The 16,004-nt window shown below is 71.2% G+C and carries 13 protein-coding genes; 3 read left to right on the plus strand and 10 right to left on the minus strand.

From position 1 onward, the window contains the following. Positions 1–160 precede the first annotated feature (160 nt). The 5 genes from hpf to mtrA all read right to left on the minus strand — a co-directional run bounded on the left by hpf (position 161) and on the right by mtrA (position 6,161). The gene (gene hpf / locus M8C13_RS30820) at positions 161–844 is read right to left on the minus strand and encodes a ribosome hibernation-promoting factor, HPF/YfiA family (protein WP_252484259.1); all 684 of its coding nucleotides are present in this window, start codon (positions 842–844) and stop codon (positions 161–163) included. Between the two features lie 298 nt (positions 845–1,142). Continuing rightward, positions 1,143–1,964 carry a ComF family protein gene (locus tag M8C13_RS30825; protein ID WP_252484260.1) on the minus strand — a complete coding sequence of 274 codons (822 nt, stop codon included), beginning with the start codon at positions 1,962–1,964 and terminating at the stop codon, positions 1,143–1,145. 75 nt (positions 1,965–2,039) lie between these two features. Next, complete coding sequence (locus M8C13_RS30830) at positions 2,040–3,758, minus strand: LpqB family beta-propeller domain-containing protein (RefSeq protein ID WP_252484261.1); 1,719 nt, start codon at positions 3,756–3,758, stop codon at positions 2,040–2,042. Further along, positions 3,755–5,449 (minus strand): MtrAB system histidine kinase MtrB, encoded by a 1,695-nt coding sequence (gene mtrB, locus M8C13_RS30835; RefSeq protein ID WP_374213208.1) that lies wholly within the window; start codon positions 5,447–5,449, stop codon positions 3,755–3,757. Before mtrB ends, M8C13_RS30830 begins: the two co-directional genes overlap by 4 nt. 34 nt (positions 5,450–5,483) lie before the next feature. Then, positions 5,484–6,161: an MtrAB system response regulator MtrA gene (gene mtrA / locus M8C13_RS30840; protein WP_283663156.1), complete on the minus strand. Its 678-nt coding sequence runs from the start codon at positions 6,159–6,161 to the stop codon at positions 5,484–5,486. Between the two features lie 312 nt (positions 6,162–6,473). Between mtrA and M8C13_RS30845 the strand changes: the two genes are divergently transcribed. Further along, positions 6,474–6,962, plus strand: a complete 489-nt coding sequence (locus M8C13_RS30845) for a VOC family protein (RefSeq protein WP_252484263.1) — start codon at positions 6,474–6,476, stop codon at positions 6,960–6,962. Positions 6,963–7,163: 201 nt separating this feature from the next. Here the strand turns inward: M8C13_RS30845 and M8C13_RS30850 are convergent, their stop codons facing one another. From M8C13_RS30850 to M8C13_RS30860, 3 genes are all read right to left on the minus strand, one after another. After that, positions 7,164–7,802: a dTMP kinase gene (locus M8C13_RS30850; RefSeq protein WP_252484264.1), complete on the minus strand. Its 639-nt coding sequence runs from the start codon at positions 7,800–7,802 to the stop codon at positions 7,164–7,166. Positions 7,803–7,886: 84 nt separating this feature from the next. Further along, positions 7,887–8,639: a hypothetical protein gene (locus M8C13_RS30855; RefSeq protein ID WP_252484265.1), complete on the minus strand. Its 753-nt coding sequence runs from the start codon at positions 8,637–8,639 to the stop codon at positions 7,887–7,889. A 5-nt stretch (positions 8,640–8,644) separates the two neighbouring features. Beyond that, positions 8,645–9,235, minus strand: coding sequence for a papain-like cysteine protease family protein (locus M8C13_RS30860; RefSeq protein WP_256510011.1), 591 nt, complete (start codon positions 9,233–9,235; stop codon positions 8,645–8,647). 332 nt (positions 9,236–9,567) lie between these two features. Here M8C13_RS30860 and M8C13_RS30865 point away from each other — a divergent pair, with 332 nt between their 5' ends. Next, complete coding sequence (locus M8C13_RS30865; RefSeq protein WP_252484267.1) at positions 9,568–10,509, plus strand: helix-turn-helix transcriptional regulator; 942 nt, start codon at positions 9,568–9,570, stop codon at positions 10,507–10,509. Positions 10,510–10,574: 65 nt separating this feature from the next. On the opposite strand, the gene ahcY is transcribed toward M8C13_RS30865, so the two are convergent. Then, on the minus strand, positions 10,575–12,038 hold the full coding sequence (ahcY, locus tag M8C13_RS30870; protein ID WP_252484268.1) for an adenosylhomocysteinase: 1,464 nt from the start codon (positions 12,036–12,038) through the stop codon (positions 10,575–10,577). 336 nt (positions 12,039–12,374) lie between these two features. Between ahcY and M8C13_RS30875 the strand changes: the two genes are divergently transcribed. Continuing rightward, positions 12,375–14,684 carry a hypothetical protein gene (locus M8C13_RS30875; protein WP_252484269.1) on the plus strand — a complete coding sequence of 770 codons (2,310 nt, stop codon included), beginning with the start codon at positions 12,375–12,377 and terminating at the stop codon, positions 14,682–14,684. Here the strand turns inward: M8C13_RS30875 and M8C13_RS30880 are convergent. Next, positions 14,670–15,983: a glutamate mutase L gene (locus M8C13_RS30880; protein WP_252484270.1), complete on the minus strand. Its 1,314-nt coding sequence runs from the start codon at positions 15,981–15,983 to the stop codon at positions 14,670–14,672. The genes M8C13_RS30875 and M8C13_RS30880 overlap by 15 nt on opposite strands. Positions 15,984–16,004: the final 21 nt, after the last annotated feature.

Below are 16,004 nucleotides of genomic sequence, written 5' to 3' on the forward strand. Positions count from 1 at the left end.
GCTGCCATGAACTCCAGAAAACCAGAAACCCGGCAGCCTGCCCAGAGTGCGGCAATACGGTGTTCGACGACCTCCGCCCGTCGGTAGACAACGGACGGCCCCCGTGCGGCGTTCAGCCGAACGGGGGCCATCGGATGGCTGGCGGAGTTGGGGAGGGAGGTCAGGCGAGGCGGATGACGCCGTAGTCGAAGCCGCGACGGCGGTAGACGACGCTCGGTCGTCCACTGTCGGCGCAGGCGAACAGGTAGAAGTCGTGTCCGACCAGTTCCATCTCGTAGAGGGCCTGGTCGACGGTCATGGGCTTGGCCGGGTGCTCCTTTTCCCTGACCACGCGTCCTGGCAGGTACTCCTCGTACTGGTCGCTGTCCCAGCGCTGCTCAGGCACCTCGGCGTCGCCGGAGGGGAGGTCGGTGGCCTCCAGCAGCGCGGTCCTGGACCGCTGCGCCTGGCCGTTTCCGGCGAAATGGTCGATCTCGTGCACGAGGGTGGCGGCGGTGGCCGCGGTCGCCTCGGCCACGGACACTGGGGCGTGCCTGCCGTGGTGCACACGGCGGCGGTCGTGGGCTTTGCGGAGCCTGCCTTCCAGCTTGCTCACGGCGGCGTCGAGGGCGGCGTAGAAGTCGCCCGCGCATGCTTCGGCCCGGATGACAGGGCCTCGACCCTTACCGGTAATCTCTACCCGCTGACAGTTCTTCATCTGCCTGCGGTTGGGCTCGTGGAAGAGCTCGACGTCGAAGCTGATAACTTTCCTGTCGTAACGTCCGAGCCGGGAGAGCTTGTCGGCCACGTGCTCCCGGTAGTGATCAGGCACCTCGACGTTACGGCCCTTGACGACGATGTCCATACACGACCTCCCTTGCGTCGCGCGGTGTTGCCAGAAAAGCGGTCATTGCGGCGCCGATAACTGACGGAGGTTGTCAGCTCCCTGCCGGCGCCAGGTCCATGGGCTGTTCGCCTCCTCCCCAAGCCCGGAGTCGCTGATAGCGGAGCACGTTAGCCCTGGTTCCCCGAAGGCAACAGCCCCCTGTACGGAGGACGTCAATCCCCCGCACGCCGTGACTGTGCGCGACCAAACAGGGGCCAGAGCTGGCCAGCGGTGGTGCTCGAAGATCACCCAGGTGATCGCCAAACCCTCCTCACCATCACTCGATCGGGGGATGGGATTGCAGACCGTTGTCTGAAGTCCCAGTGCTCCGAACGGGGGGTTCCTCGGGCTCATACTCCGCAAACGGCTCACCCCGTCCAGAGGTTCCGCGACCCGCCGACCTGCTGTTTTTTCTCAGTGTTTTCTTGGGATCCAGCTCTGGTTCAAGGCGACCGGGCGGTCCGGTCAGGGCGAGCAGCCCGGTCACCCGCAACCCCGCGGCGCGCAGCACCGCGGTGCAGACGGCCGCCGTCGCGCCGGTGGTGACAACGTCGTCAACGAGCAGCACCGGCGTGCCTGGCGGTGGGGACCATCGCCCGCTCAGGTGTACCCGGTTCCGCAGGTTGGCCAACCGCTCATCTGGCCTGAGCCCAACAGAGTCTGTTGCCGTTCTGTCGAGTCCCAGGATGGGGAGTGCGCTCGCTCGTTCGAGGTGTGTCGCGATGCTCGCGGTGAGCCTGAGCATGTGCGAGCCACCCCTTGCCCTGGCCGCGGCACTCCGGGAGGGTGCGGGCACCAGCCACCAGTGGCCGCCGGAATCCGGGCTGCCGCGGGGCAGCCGGGGTATCGCGGCGGCCAGCGCGGCCCCGAGCCCGGCGGCCAGGTCACGCCTGCGACGTTCCTTGTAGGCCAGCACGGTGGCCCTGGCCGAGCCGGAATATTCCGCCACCACGTGCACGGGCGGCAGCCGGGGCACGCTCAGCCGCACCCGGTACAGCCCGGCGAAGCGGGCCCGGCAGGGCAGGCACCACGGCGTGCCGGTGCGGCGGCAGCCCGCGCACACGCGGGGCAGCAGGAGGTCGAGCAGGGCGGTGAGCACCCGTTCAGCCTGCGCCAGATCAGCGAGCCGTGGGGTGCGCTGTCCACAGGGCGCGAGTTGTCCCCAAACCGCAGGTCAGCCGGGGTAGAACGGGACCACGTCGAAGGGCAGGCTGGGCGAGACCTGGCTCCACAGCTCATCCGGCCCCTGGGACTGCCACAGCCCGCGCCGGTCCGCGACCACGATGTTGCGGCCGGGCGCGGCGGTGATCGCGGTGAACCCGGGCGAGAGGTTGGTGGACTGGAACCGTTCCCAGGACTGCCCGTCGGCCTGCACCCGCAGCACCTGTCCCGAGCTGCCGCCGGTGGCCACCACCATCTGGTCGGCCTGCCACCAGTCCACGCCGACCACGTTGGGCAGCGCCCCGGCGGCCACCTGGCGGACCGCGCGGATCGCGGTGGTCTCGCCCTCCTTAACCACCGAGCCGACCACCAGCCTGCCGTCGGCCACCGCGGCGATCCGGATGCCGTCCCTGGACAGCCGCAGGTCGGTGACCGGCCCCAGCTTGGTCAGCTCGTCCGCGCTGACCCGCTGCGGCTTCCACACCCCGCCGGACTCCACCACCCGCATGACCATGCTGTGGTCGACCACCGTCCACAGCTCAGGGCCCTCCGGCCGCCAGGTCGGCCTGGTCAGCTCGTTGGCGGGCAGGCTCACCTGGCGCAGGGCGGTCGGCGCGCCCACCCGCAGCGCCACGTTGTCGCCGGAGCGGGCCACCACGGCCAGCCGGTCCCCCTTGGGCGACTGGGCCGCGGTCACCACGGACAGCTCGCCGCCGCCAGCCGGGCCGGGGAACGGCTCGCCGCCGGGCAGGTAGCGGACCGCGCCGTTGACCACGGCCAGGTAGTTGGTCTCCGGGCTCAGCGTGAAGTTGTACTCGTACTTGGACACATCGCCCGGCCGCCACTCCTGCTTGTCCGGGATCATGGACACGCCGTCGCTCTGCAGCTTGATCCGGTTGTTGGACACCGACTGCAGGGAGAGCACCACCTGCGCGGCGACCAGCTGCCGGTCCTCCTTGGACACCTCGTTGAGCCCGGTCAGGTTGACCGACATCGCACCCTGGTTGTCCTCGGTGACGTTGGTGTCCAGGTTCACCCCGCCGGGCAGCGCGCTGCGCACGGCGTTGCGCAGCGCGGCCGAGGGCCCGCCGATCAGCAGTTCCATGGTGCGCTGCGGCAGGGTGTTGTTCGGGCGCAGCGGCAGGTAGCGGGCATCCCGGACGATCGAGGTGCCGCTGGGGTCGAAGAAGGCCAGCCGGACCTGCTTGTAGTTGGCGTCCATGTCGGAGCGGGCGACCAGGATCTCCGCGGGCGGCTCCTGGATCCGCCACTGCCCGTCCTTCTGCTTGGCCACCTTCACCGGCAGTTCGAGGTCGAGTGGCTCCTGGCCGGGCACAAACGCGTTGTCGGTGCCGAGCTGGCCGATCCGGCGGCCGCGCACGGTCACCGTCTGGGTGTCGCCGACCCCGCCGTCGGTGGTCACCTGGGTGTTGAAGTTGTCCTCGATGACGGTCAGCTGCCGGTTGGCGTCCCAGGACTTGTCCAGCGGCGGCACCAGGTACTGCCTGGCCTCGGCCCTGCTGCCCTCCGGCTTGCCGGAGGCGCCGATGAAGTTGCGGACCAGGTTGGCCGCGTCCTCCCCGCCCTGCGGGCCGGCCGGCGTGGAGGTGCGGGTGATGTCCCCGGTGGCGGTGCTGAGCGGTTTGGGCGCGGTGTACTCGGGGATGGCGGCGCAGCCGGTGCTCAGCAGCACGCCGCCGATGGCGCACAGCGCCAGCAGTCGCCGGGTCATTCGCGCTGGTCCTCGTCTCCTCCGGGGCCCAAGACCGCCGCGACCGCCCGCGGACGGCCACCGCCGGGCAGCGGCGGGGGCAGCGGCAGCGGGCTGCCGCTGTGCAGCTCGACGTCCTGCCTGCGGGGCAGCGTCAGCCGGAAGCAGGCGCCCTCGCCCAGCTCACCCCACGCCTCCAGTCTGCCACCGTGCAGGTGCGCGTCCTCGATGCTGATCGACAACCCGAGTCCGGTTCCGCCGGTCTGCCGGTCCCGCGAGGGGTCGGCGCGCCAGAAGCGGGTGAACACCAGCTCGGCCTCGCCCGGTCGCAGGCCGACCCCGAAGTCCCGCACGGTGAAGGCGATCGCGTTCCGGTCCGCGGCCAGCTGCAACTGGACCGGACGGCCCTCGCCGTGGTCGATCGCGTTGGCCAGCAGGTTGCGCAGGATGCGTTCCAGCCTGCGCGCGTCCACCTCGGCGGTGACCTCCTCGGCGGGCAGGTACAGCTCGACCGGCACCCCCGCCTTGCCGGAGATGACCCGGACCGAGTCGACCGCGCGCTGCACGATGCTGCGCACGTCCATGGCGTCCACGGACAGGTCGGCGACCCCGGCGTCCAGGCGGCTGATCTCCAGCAGGTCGGCCAGCAGCGCCTCGAACCGGTCCAGCTCGGCGACCAGCAGCTCGGTGGAGCGGGCCAGGCCCTGCGGGAACTGCTCGCGGGAGGCGTGCAGCACGTCGGCGGCCATCCGGACCGTGGTCAGCGGGGTGCGCAGCTCGTGCGAGACGTCGGAGGTGAACCGGCGCTGGAGCTGGCCGAACTCCTCCAGCTGCTGGATCTGGCGTTGCAGGCTGGCGGCCATCTCGTTGAAGGACTCGGCCAGCCTGGCCACGTCGTCCTCGCCGATGGCGTGCATGCGCTCATCCAGCTTGCCGTCGGCGAAGCGCTCGGCGACCTCGGCGGCCTGCCGCACCGGGCGGACCACCTGCCTGGTCACCAGGTTGGTGATGCCGGCCAGCAGGAACAGCAGCACCAGGCCGCCGATGCCCAGGGTGGACTGCACCACCGCGACGGTGCGCTGCTCGGCGGTTAGCGGGAAGAGCAGGTAGAGCTGGAGCGCGCGGCCCGCGCTGGCCACCGGCAGGCCGACCACGAGCAGGGTGACCCGGCCGGAGTCCCTGGTCACCGTGGTGATCTGGGTGGCCTTGCCGTCCTGCTGGACGTCGTTGCGCAGCTGGGTGGGCACGTCGTTGATCTGCCCGGCGTAGGCGGGCCGCGTGCCAGGCGCGACCGGTCCGGCGCCGTCGACCAGCACCGGCTCGAAGGCGCCAGCGGCCGGGTTGGCCACGTCGCGTTCCAGCGACGGGCTGGTCAGCTTGGTCAGCGCGCTGGCCAGCCGCTGCCCGAGCAGCTCGGTGTTGGCCGGGTCGACCGCCAGCAGCTCCCGCTGCACCACCTCGGCGCTGCGGAAGGCCTGCGCGATCGCCGCGCTCTCCTTGGCGTTCATCAGCCGGTCGGTGACCTGGGTCTGGAGCACGATGCCCAGCACGAACACCACGGCGGAGGACAGCGCGAGGGTACTCACCACGACCCGCAGCTGCAGCGAACGTCGCCACAGCGCGGCGAAGGCCAGCCAGCGTCGCCGACCCTGGTACGCCAGGCGCTTGCACCTGCGGACCAGGGTCGGGAACCGACGTTGGAGGACCGTCACGACCGTCCACACAGGACGGTCACGGCGGCACGCCTCACGGCGGACCGGCCTTGTACCCCACGCCGCGGACGGTCAGCACGACCTCCGGGCGTTCCGGGTCCTTCTCCACCTTCGAGCGCAGTCGCTGGACGTGCACGTTCACCAGCCTGGTGTCCGCCGCGTGCCGATAACCCCACACCTGTTCCAGGAGCACCTCGCGGGTGAACACCTGGCGCGGCTTGCGGGCCAGCGCGACCAACAGGTCGAACTCCAGCGGGGTCAGCTGGATGGCCTTCCCCTCCCTGGTGACCTCGTGGCCTGGCACGTCGATGGTCAGATCGCCGATGGAGAGCACCTCGGCCGGCTCGGCCTCGGTCCTGCGAAGCCTGGCCCGGATGCGGGCGACCAGCTCCTTCGGCTTGAACGGCTTCACCACGTAGTCGTCGGCCCCGGACTCCAGACCCAGGACGATGTCCACGGTGTCGCTCTTGGCTGTGAGCATGACGATGGGGATGCCCGACTCGGACCTGATGGCCTTGCAGACGTCGATGCCGTTCATTCCTGGCAGCATCAGGTCCAGCAGGACAAGGTCCGGTTTGAGCTCGCGGAGTGCGGGCAGTGCCCGCGTCCCGTCCCCGACGACGGCGGTGTCGAAGCCTTCCCCGCGGAGCACGATGGTCAACATCTCCGCCAGCGCAGGGTCGTCATCCACCACGAGTACGCGCGCCTTCATTGGCCACATGTTTCCACTGCCCGCTACCCGGGTGCGAACCACCCGTTGACCATTGCCGCCGTTTGCAGACCCGTTCGTTATCGACCGACCTTCCGACAGGCCGATCGACTGCCCGATCGGACGGTTACCCAGAGTTATTCGCGTGTGCCTGTCCATCACGACCTCCCGCCCGACGGGCCCGGCAACGTTGCCGCTCACCGCCTACAGCGCTCTCCCATTGCCCCGCGTTACCGATTTGCGACCAATCGAGTCAACTTTGTCAACCCTTCAGGGAGTAAGTTGAAGATTGAACTACCAGTGGAGGGAACTCTGATGGCCATCCGGCGCCTCAACCACGCAGTCCTCTACGTCCGCGACGTGACCCGCAGCCAGGCCTTCTACCAGGACGTACTCGGTTTCCGAGTGGTGCACCAGCTCCCTGGCGCGGCCTTCCTGCAGGCACCCGAGTCGGACAACGACCACGACCTGGGCCTGTTCCAGATCGGCGACCAGGCCGGCCCGTCCACCGCGGGCCGCACCAGCGTTGGCCTGTACCACCTGGCCTGGTCGGTGAACACGCTCACCGAACTGGCCGACTACGCGGAGCGCCTGCGCGCGGCCGGAGCCCTGGTCGGCGCCTCGGACCACATCACCACCAAGGCCCTCTACGCCAAGGACCCGGACGGCCTGGAGTTCGAGGTCTCCTGGCTGGTCCCCCTGGCCAAGGTCACCGAAGACATGCGAGCCCACCCCAAAACCCTCCCCCTGGACCTGGACCAGGAAATCACCCGATGGGGTGGCGACCTGATAGGCGCGCTCTAGCCGAGGACGAGCCCCCCGGTCGCGAAAGAGGCGTGGCGCGCCAGCGACACGCCGGGCTCTTAACTCCGCGGTGGGGTTGATTTTTTCGCGTCGTGCGTTCGTGACCCCGGCACTCCGAAGCTTGCTTCGCGTGTGCCGGGGTCACGAACGCACGACTCAAGAGCGAAAAAATCCCGCGCGCGGAGCGCGCCAATGTGACAGCTACAGCACGCGAGCAGCCAACTCCGCGAAGTCCACTGCCCCGACCCCATCAACCACATGCCAGTCCGCAAGCCAGTGCTCAGCCGCCAGCTGCTGGTAGACCTTCGCGCACCGGGCCTGCAACCCCGCGTCAGTCTCATACGAGTCGCGAGCCCGGTCAGCCTCAACCGCTTCCCGCTGCACCGCCCGCGCGGCCGCCACCTCAACCGGCACCTGCAACAACAGATGCAGATCCGGCACCGGCACCCCAAACCGCCGGATCTCCAGGTCATACGCCCAGCCGACGAACTCGCCATGCGCGTCCTGGTGCAGCCGAGCGGCGCAGTAAGCGGCGTTGGAGGCGACGTACCGGTCCAGCAGCACCACGTCATGCGCGGCCAAGTCAGCCCGCAGCGAGTCAGCGGCCCCCCGGCGATCCAGCGCGTACAGCACCGCCATCGCGTAGATCGAATCGACAGTGTCACCAAGCCGCCCTTGCAGGGCGTCGCGGACCAGGTCGGCGTGCACGTCCTCGCCGTAGCGGGGGAAAGCGCGCCGGGCGACGGTCTTGCCGCGCTGGCGTAGTTCCGCGGTGAGCGCGTCGGCGAGCGTTCGCTTGCCCGCGCCGTCCAGACCCTCGATGACCACCAGTCGACCCACGTCGTCATCTAACCCGACGAAGGGGTGAGTCCCGTGGGGCGGGGGCTTCCGGGCAACGCCCGCCCCACGGGGCCTCCGGTGTTCCTACGCGCTGCGGCGCAGGAACACCGAGCCGAACCCGATCACCAGCAGGGAGCCCAGCAGGACGAGGACCAGCGGCAGGGAGCTGCCCTCGTCCGCAGGGGCGGCGTAGCCGTAACCACCGGCGTTGCCGCGCTGGGCGTAGTTCGAGCCGGCCTGCTTGTCGCCGTACTTGGCGGCGACGGCGCGCTGGTAGTCGGCCACGGAGACGGTCGCGCCGTCGCCGTCGAGGCGGCGGACGGTGTCGCCGTGCACCGCGTACCAGGCGTCGATCTGCGGTTCCTGCAACAGGTACGCGCCCTGTGGCAGCTTGGCGGCGAACTGGCGCTCGCGGTCGCCGGAGGCGATGTTGCCGACCTGCCAGGCGCCGCGCTCGTCGCGCACCGTCCACAGCGTCGCGCTCGCGCCACCCGCGCCGGTGGCGGGCACCGCGACGTAGGCCAGCGAGCCCGGCGCGGTGCTCTTGCCCGCGACGAAGTCCTTGGCCAGCTGGTAGACCGGCACCGGCTGCGGGGCGACCGCGATCTCGGCGTCCAGGCCGGGCGCGCCGCCGGTGGAGGAACCGGACGGGTCGGCCTGGAAGAACTTGCCGAGAGTGGCCCTGGTCGACGGATCCGCGGAGACCTGGGCCGCCGCGGCCAGGTCCTGGGCCGAGGGCTCGTTCGCCGCGGGCGCCGCGCTGGCGCCCCAGCCGTTGGCCAGCAGCAGGCCCGCGCCCAGTGCCGCGGTCACGAGCGTCCTGGTGATCCCGCGCATCGCGCTCACCTCCTGATCCCGGTCAGCGTGTGCGTCCAGGTGAAGCTCGAGTTGTTGCGGTAGTAGTTGTAGGTGGCCCAGTTGTAGCGGTTGCTGGACTGCCACGGGTCGCCCCAGTAGACCCAGCTCTTGGTGGTGTCGTAGCCGTAGAGCACGTGCATGTGGCCACCGCCGGACTGCCAGCCGATCCGGGTCTCGATGGGCTGGTTGGCCGCGGTCTGCTGCTGGATGGTGGCGTAGCTGAGCGTGTTGCTCAGGTACTGGCCCGGGTTGGTGAAGTTCAGCTTGCGCAGCGCGTTCTGCGCCTCGCCGAGGTGGGCCTGGTCGTTGGGGCAGGCGGAGCTGGTGGCGCGGTTCTTGGCCAGCGCGCAGAAGTGGTTCTGGCTGACGCTGACGCCGTGCCAGGCCGCGATGGTGTTGCCCGCGGCGGCCCAGCACCAGTTGGTCTTCTCCTGGGCCTGCATGGTGATGTTGACCCGGTACGCGGCAGGCAGGGCCGCGGCGCTCTGGGTGTGCGCTGCCTGTTCGATGGTGGCCGGAGCGGCGAACGCTCCTGGGACGGGGACGAGCAGCCAGCTGGCCAGCACCGCGGCCATGCCGGCCACGGCTCTGCGCAGTTCGGACCTCCGTGACACGGTGGTCTTCTCCTCTCGCCGGTCCACCCGGTGACCGCACGCCGCAGGGTTGGCGCGGGCAGCTCGGGCGGTGGTTGCGGAAGAGTCGGGCGCAAACGGTTGGGCGACAACCGACGGAGGTTGGTCTGGCCGGCCGGGCAGGACCGTTCCGGGGCGGACGATGTAGCGCGAACGAGGGAACGGCTAGCCTGACCTGGCTTGTTGACGGTTGGATCACACTCGGTCGAGTGGTTAGCGTGAACGTTCACAGCCCATTCACAGGGCGTGAAAATCGTGGTCGGAAGGTAAGTGGCATGGTCTCCGACGTCCCAGAGGGTCTCGCCGACGCGCTCCGCTACGGCCCGTTCCACCGCGCCCTGCGGGAGTCCATCAGCTGCCGCGGCCTGTCCCTGGCCCGGCTCACCGCGCACCTGCGCCGCCTGGGCATCAGCACCGGCCAGTCCACCCTGAGCTACTGGCAGCGCGGCCTGCGCCACCCCGAGGTGCCCGGCTCGCTGCCCACGGTGCGCGCGCTGGAGACGGTGCTCCGGCTGCCCTCGGACTCACTGGTGGTGCTGCTCGGCCCGCAGCACCGGCCACCGGGCGCGGACCGGGAGAAGCTGACCTCCTTCGCCGACCTGGTGGAGGTCGGCAAGATCACCGCGGACCTGTTGGAGGAGCTGGACGCCGCGCCCGAGGTGCACCGGTGCAACACCGCGATGCGGGTCCGGATGGTGCACGAGGTGGTGGCCTTCGGCCAGGACCGGGTGCAGCGCAGCGTGCGGTCGAAGCTGGTGGTCAGGGCGGTGCAGCCGGGGCCCTACCGGTATCTGGCGGTATATCACGGCGATGACGGCGCGGACATGACGAAGGTGACCGTGCGGGCGGAGGAGGGCTGCCGGATCGGGCGGGTCCGCTGGCGGGACGGCGGCCCTGGCGCGCTGGCCATCGAGCTGCTGTTCGACCGGCGGCTGGCCGAGGGCGAGACGCACGTCTTCGAGTACTCGGTGCTGGACGGGACCGGGGCCGAGTCGCCCGGCTACCACCGGATGCTGCGCACGCACTGCGGCGCGTACCTGCTGCAGCTGAGCTTCCACCGCAAGGCGCTGCCCGCCCGCTGCGTGCGCCGGGTGCTGGCCAGGGAGGACGCGGTGCCCGCGGAGTCCGAGGAGCTGGTGTGCGCCGATGCCAGGGTGAGCGCGTTCTTCGCCGACGCCGGGCCGGGGCTGGCCGGGATCGCGGTGGACTGGCGCTGACAAACGACGGCGAGCCCGCCCCGAAGGACGAGCCCGCCGCGAAAAACCCGAACTGACCGGCAGGATCAGTAGCGGTAGTGGTCCAGCTTGTACGGGCCCTCGACGTCCACGTTGATGTACTCGGCCTGCTCCTTGGTGAGCTTGGTCAGCTCGCCGCCGAGGGCCTCGAGGTGGATCTTGGCGACCTTCTCGTCCAGCGCCTTCGGCAGGCGGAAGACCTCCTTGTCGTACTCCTCGTTCTTGGTGAACAGCTCGATCTGCGCGATCACCTGGTTGGAGAAGGAGTTCGACATGACGAAGCTCGGGTGGCCGGTGGCGTTGCCCAGGTTCATCAGGCGGCCCTCGGAGAGCACGATGACCGTGCGGCCGGAGGGGAAGCGCCACTCGTCGACCTGCGGCTTGATGTTGGTGCGGTGGATGCCCGGGTAGCGCTGCAGCCCGGCCATGTCGATCTCGTTGTCGAAGTGGCCGATGTTCGCCACGATCGCCTGGTGCTTCATCCGGGCCATGTGCTCGACGAGCAGCACGTCCTTGTTGCCGGTGGCGGTGATGATGATGTCCGCCTGGTCGACCAGCTTGTCGATGGTGCCGACCTGGTAGCCGTCCATGGCCGCCTGCAGGCCGCAGATCGGGTCGATCTCGGCCACGATCACCCGGGCGCCCTGGCCGCGGAGGGACTCCGCGCAGCCCTTGCCGACGTCGCCGTAGCCCGCGACGAGCGCGACCTTGCCGCCGATGAGCACGTCGGTGGCCCGGTTGAGGCCGTCGATCAGCGAGTGGCGGCAGCCGTAGCGGTTGTCGAACTTCGACTTGGTGACCGAGTCGTTGACGTTGATCGCGGGGAAGAGCAGCTGACCCGCTTCGGCCAGCTGGTACAGGCGCAGCACGCCGGTGGTGGTCTCCTCGGTGACGCCGAGGATGCCCTCACCGATCTTGGTCCAGCGGTTGTCGGACTCCTTGAGGGACTGCCGCAGCAGCTCCAGGAAGACCTGCCACTCCTCCGGGTCGTCGGCCTCGGTGTTGGGCACCACGCCGTTCTTCTCGAACTCGGTGCCCTTGTGCACCAGCATGGTGGCGTCGCCGCCGTCGTCCAGGATCATGTTCGGGCCCTGGCCGTCGGCGAAGTCGAAGAGCTGGCGGGTGCACCACCAGTACTCCTCCAGGGTCTCGCCCTTCCACGCGAACACCGGGACGCCCTTGGGCTCCTCCTCGGTGCCGTGCGGACCGACGACGACCGCGGCCGCGGCGTGGTCCTGGGTGGAGAAGATGTTGCAGGAGACCCAGCGCACCTCCGCACCCAGCGACACCAGGGTCTCGATGAGCACCGCGGTCTGCACGGTCATGTGCAGCGAGCCGGCGATCCGCGCGCCACGCAGCGGGTAGACCTCCGCGTACTCACGGCGCAGCGCCATCAGGCCCGGCATCTCGTGCTCGGCCAGACGGATCTCCTTGCGGCCGAACTCGGCCAGCGAAAGATCGGCTACCGCGAAGTCGATGCCATTACGGGTCTGCAGCCTTTCGGCGGTCATGAACCGGCTCCATCCAAGTCTTGGGAATCCGCTGGCCACCCTACAACCAGCCACGCCGGGAACGGCATATGACGTAATTCAACAGCTGGATGTCCGAAGATGACCCCTCGGCTGGATTTCACCGGCCCTGGTGTGACCTGAAACTCAGGTCGTGTGTGGCGGATCTTGCACATGATCGCCGGTCCCAGGCCGTCCCTGGTGGCGGCGCCGGAACGACCAAGTACGCCCAGTACGAGGTCGTCCCGGCGCCGCCACCAGGGACAACCTGGAATCCGGCGCTCACGCACAAGATCCGCCACACACGACCTCAAAGATCAAAATGGTTCGGAGACAACTGTGCTTCTTCCCGGTCCCGACACCCGTGTCGTCGAGCTGCGCGTGCCGGGGGTGCTCGGCGCGACCCCGGAGTCGGTGACCGGCTCTGCCAGCGCGGTCGACGTGGCCGGGGACGGGCTGGGCCGGGTGGTGCGGCCCGCGGACCGGATGGAGCGGCCGGTGTCCGGGCCCTCGCTGTCGCTGGGCGGACGGCCGATCGCCAGGGTGATCGAGGGCTACGTGTGGGGCGCGATGACCTCCGGCGGTGTGGCCAAGGCCACCTGGGCGCTGCTGTTCCCGTTCACCCTGGCCAACGTGGCGCACTGGATGCTGCCGCCGGTGCCGCCGGGATCGCGGCCGGCCAAGGTGCTGGGTGTGCTGCTGCGGGCGCTGCTGCGGGTGGCCGCGCTGGGGCTGACCATGCTGTTCATCGGGCAGCTCGCGGTGGTCTCGGTGGACCTGGTCGCGGCGCAGTGCCTCTCCCCCGCGCTGGAGTGCGCGGGCGGGCTGACGCCTGCCTGGCTGCGCGACTCCGCCACCCTGCGGATGATCTCCGGGCTGCTGCCGGTGCTGGTCGCGATCGCGGTGCTGTTCCGGGTCTCCGGGGTGGACTGGGAGCTTGCCGTGCCGCACACCGCGGACCCGCCAGGGCACGCCATGTCGAACCTGCCGGGGGCCGGGGTCACCGCCGATCCGGACACCCCCGCGCTGCGCGGCCTGCACACCGCGGCCGCGCCGGCCACCGTGGCCTGGCTGCTGCTGGGCGGTCCGGCTGGTCCCCTTCGGGCAGACCTGGCCGCCCTGTGGGGCACCACGGTGCTGATCCTCGGGCTGTGCGCGCTGGGCGTGCTGCTGCTCGACGACCCCGGCGGCAGCCACCCGGACCGGGCCGGACGCTGGCTGCGGGCCGCGCTGGCCCCGGCGCCGCGGCGGATGCTGGTGCTGGCCTCGCTGGTGCTGCTGGGCGCGGCGGCGGCGTACACGCCGGAGCTGTCCGGGCCGCTGCCCGCCTCCGACGGCACCGTGCAGGGCATCGCGGTCGGGCTTGGCCTGTGCTGCGTGCTGTTCGGGCTGCTGCTGATCCCGGCCGCGCTGCTGGCCCGGCCGACCTGGCGCAAGCTGCCGAGGAACCTGCGGCCGTGGGCCGGTGGCTGGATGGCCGCGCCGGTGCTGGGGCTGGCCGGGCTGCTGGGCGGCGGGTTCGGCGCAGGCATCGCGATCACCTTCGAGCAGCTGCTCACCCCGGTGCAGCTGGATCTGCCCTCGGGCTACCGCTGGGTGACGCTGGTGTGGGGCACCGCGGCCGGGGTCGCGGTGACCGTGGCGGTGCTGTGCGCGCCGGTGGTGCTGCTGCTGCGGCGACTGCGGGTGCGGCGCGGCAGCTACGTCCCGCCGGAGGTGCGCCTGCTGCACAAGGACCGGCCCAAGGACGAGCTGCGCGCGGCGCGGGCCTGGCGGCGGGCGGAGTGGCAGCGCCGGCACGCGCACCACCTGCTGATCTGCTTCGCCGGGCTGCTCGGCCTCGGCGCGGCGGCCTCGGTGACCATGCAGGCGCTGGGCACGCCGCTGCCCACCGGACTGGCCCCGCTGTCCGGGGTCGGCGTGGTCGCGCTCGGCGTGCTCGGCGGCGGGCTGCTGTACCTGGTGTGGCTGGCCGCGCGGCACCCGGAACGGGCGAAACAGGTTGGCGTGCTGGCGGATCTGGCCGCGTTCTGGCCGCGCGAGGCGCATCCGACGGTGCCACCGTGCTACGCGATGAAGGTGGTGCCGGAGCTGGTGGCCCGCGCCCAGGAGCACCTGAAGGAACCGGGCAACCGGGTGGTGCTGGTCGGGCACAGCCAGGGCAGCCTGCTGGCCGCGGTCGCGGTGTCCCGGCTGCTGGACTCGGCCTCGGAGTACGACCGGGAGCGGATCGGCCTGGTCACCGCGGGCTCGCAGTTGCAGTGGGCGTACCCGAGGGCGTTCCCCGCGGTGGTGCCGTTCTCCTCGCTGGCGGCCCTGAACGGGCAGCTGGGCGGGCGGTGGCGCTCGCTGTGCCGGGGCACCGATCCGCTGGGCGGCGCGGTGACCACCTGGGCCAGGCAGGTCTACGACGGGATGATGCTGGGCGTGGGCTTCCGCGCCGACGGCACCACCGGCCCGCTGCCCGCGGCCACGGTCGGCCCGAACGGCGCGCTGGTGCTCGGCGGCGACCACTGGCTGCCGGACCCGATGCGCGGCCCGTTCCCGTTCCGCCGCTGGGCGCCTGGCGTGCTGGGGCACGTGCAGTACCAGCCGGATCCGGAGTGGGACCGCGCGGTGAGCATCGCCGCCGGGCTAGAGAAGCCCTAGCGCCCCGGTCAGCAGTTTCCGGCCGGCCGCGCCGTGCCCGGCCTCGGCGAGCAGTCCGGCGGGGGCGAGCACGTAGCGCTGGTCCACCACGGCCCTGGCGTTGCGCAGCACCGGCCGCAGCACCGGGTCGGCGCGCAGCGCGGTCACCACGGCTTCGACCCTGGCGGGCTCGGCGTGCCGGAACACGCCGCCGGAGAGCACCAGCAGCCCCACCCCCTGCGGTCCCAGCCGCCCGGCGACCAGCCGCAGGTGGCGGCGCAGGCCGAGCACCGCGGCCAGCTCGGCGATCCGCCCGTCCACCGCGGTCTCCGCCTCGTCAGCGGGCACCCAGTCCACCGCCCCGGCCCGGAACTCCGCCCGCGCGGCAAGGGACTCCGCCTCCGCCGCGTCGATCAACCGCTCCGCCACCGCCTCGGCCAGCACCCCGGGCGCGGACCAGCGCATGCCCAGGTCGCCCTCCACGGTCCGGCGGTCCGGCGGCAGCTCCACCGTGCTGCGCCCGGCCAGCTCGTCCACGGTCGCCACCGCCGAGTACACGTCGGTGGTCGCCCCGCCCACGTCCACCACCAGCACCGCGCCAGGGGCGTCCGAGCCGGCCAGCGCCGCGGCCAGCTCGGCCACCCCGCGCAGCACCGCGTCCGGCGTGACCGCCCGGACCAGCCGCCGGAACCGCGGTCCCCTGGACAGGCCCTTGCCGCCGATGACGTGGGTCAGGAACATCTCGCGGATCGCCGCCCGCGCCGGGCCCGGCGCCAGCTCGCCGACATCGGGCAGCACGTTGTCAGTGGCGATCACGGTCCGCCCGGCCGCGGTCAGCGCCGCGGTCGCCTCGGCCCGCACCTCCCGGTTCCCGGCCAGCACCACCGGCGCCCGCAACCGGTTGGCCGCCACCCGCTTCGCGTTGTGCGCCAAGACCCTGGTCTCGCCGCCGTCGGTGCCGCCGACCAGCAGCAGCACGTCGGGCGCGCTGGCCCGCAACGCCTTGATGTCCGCCCCGTCCAGCTCGCCCGCGGCCACGTGCACGATCTTCGCCCCGGCCGAGAGCGCGACCCGGTAGGCGGCCTCGGCGCTGACCAGCCGTTCCTGGCCGACCACGGCCAGCCGCAGGCCGCCACCGGCCGAGGAGCAGGCCAGCACCTCGGCGCCGGTGGCGTGCAGTTCGGCGGTGACCGCGTCGATGCCGGTGAGCACCTCGGGCGGCGTGGTGGGGTGCTGGGCGGTGCCGAGCAGCGCGCCGTCCGGGCCGACCAGCGCGGCCTTGGTCCACGTCGAACCGACGTCGAGGCAAAGGATGGTCACGGCGGCACGCTACCGGCACAC

Source organism: Crossiella sp. SN42 (genome assembly GCF_023897065.1).
Classification (GTDB): Bacteria; Actinomycetota; Actinomycetes; order Mycobacteriales; family Pseudonocardiaceae; genus Crossiella.

Excerpts from the sequence above, each read along its gene's own strand:
- hpf (WP_252484259.1), bottom strand. The coding sequence starts at position 844 with ATGGACATCGTCGTCAAGGGCCGTAACGTCGAGGTGCCTGATCACTAC.
- M8C13_RS30830 (WP_252484261.1), bottom strand. The coding sequence starts at position 3,758 with ATGACCCGGCGACTGCTGGCGCTGTGCGCCATCGGCGGCGTGCTGCTG.
- mtrA (WP_283663156.1), bottom strand. The coding sequence starts at position 6,161 with ATGAAGGCGCGCGTACTCGTGGTGGATGACGACCCTGCGCTGGCGGAG.
- M8C13_RS30845 (WP_252484263.1), top strand. The coding sequence starts at position 6,474 with ATGGCCATCCGGCGCCTCAACCACGCAGTCCTCTACGTCCGCGACGTG.
- M8C13_RS30855 (WP_252484265.1), bottom strand. The coding sequence starts at position 8,639 with ATGCGCGGGATCACCAGGACGCTCGTGACCGCGGCACTGGGCGCGGGC.
- M8C13_RS30860 (WP_256510011.1), bottom strand. The coding sequence starts at position 9,235 with ATGGCCGCGGTGCTGGCCAGCTGGCTGCTCGTCCCCGTCCCAGGAGCG.
- M8C13_RS30865 (WP_252484267.1), top strand. The coding sequence starts at position 9,568 with ATGGTCTCCGACGTCCCAGAGGGTCTCGCCGACGCGCTCCGCTACGGC.
- ahcY (WP_252484268.1), bottom strand. The coding sequence starts at position 12,038 with ATGACCGCCGAAAGGCTGCAGACCCGTAATGGCATCGACTTCGCGGTA.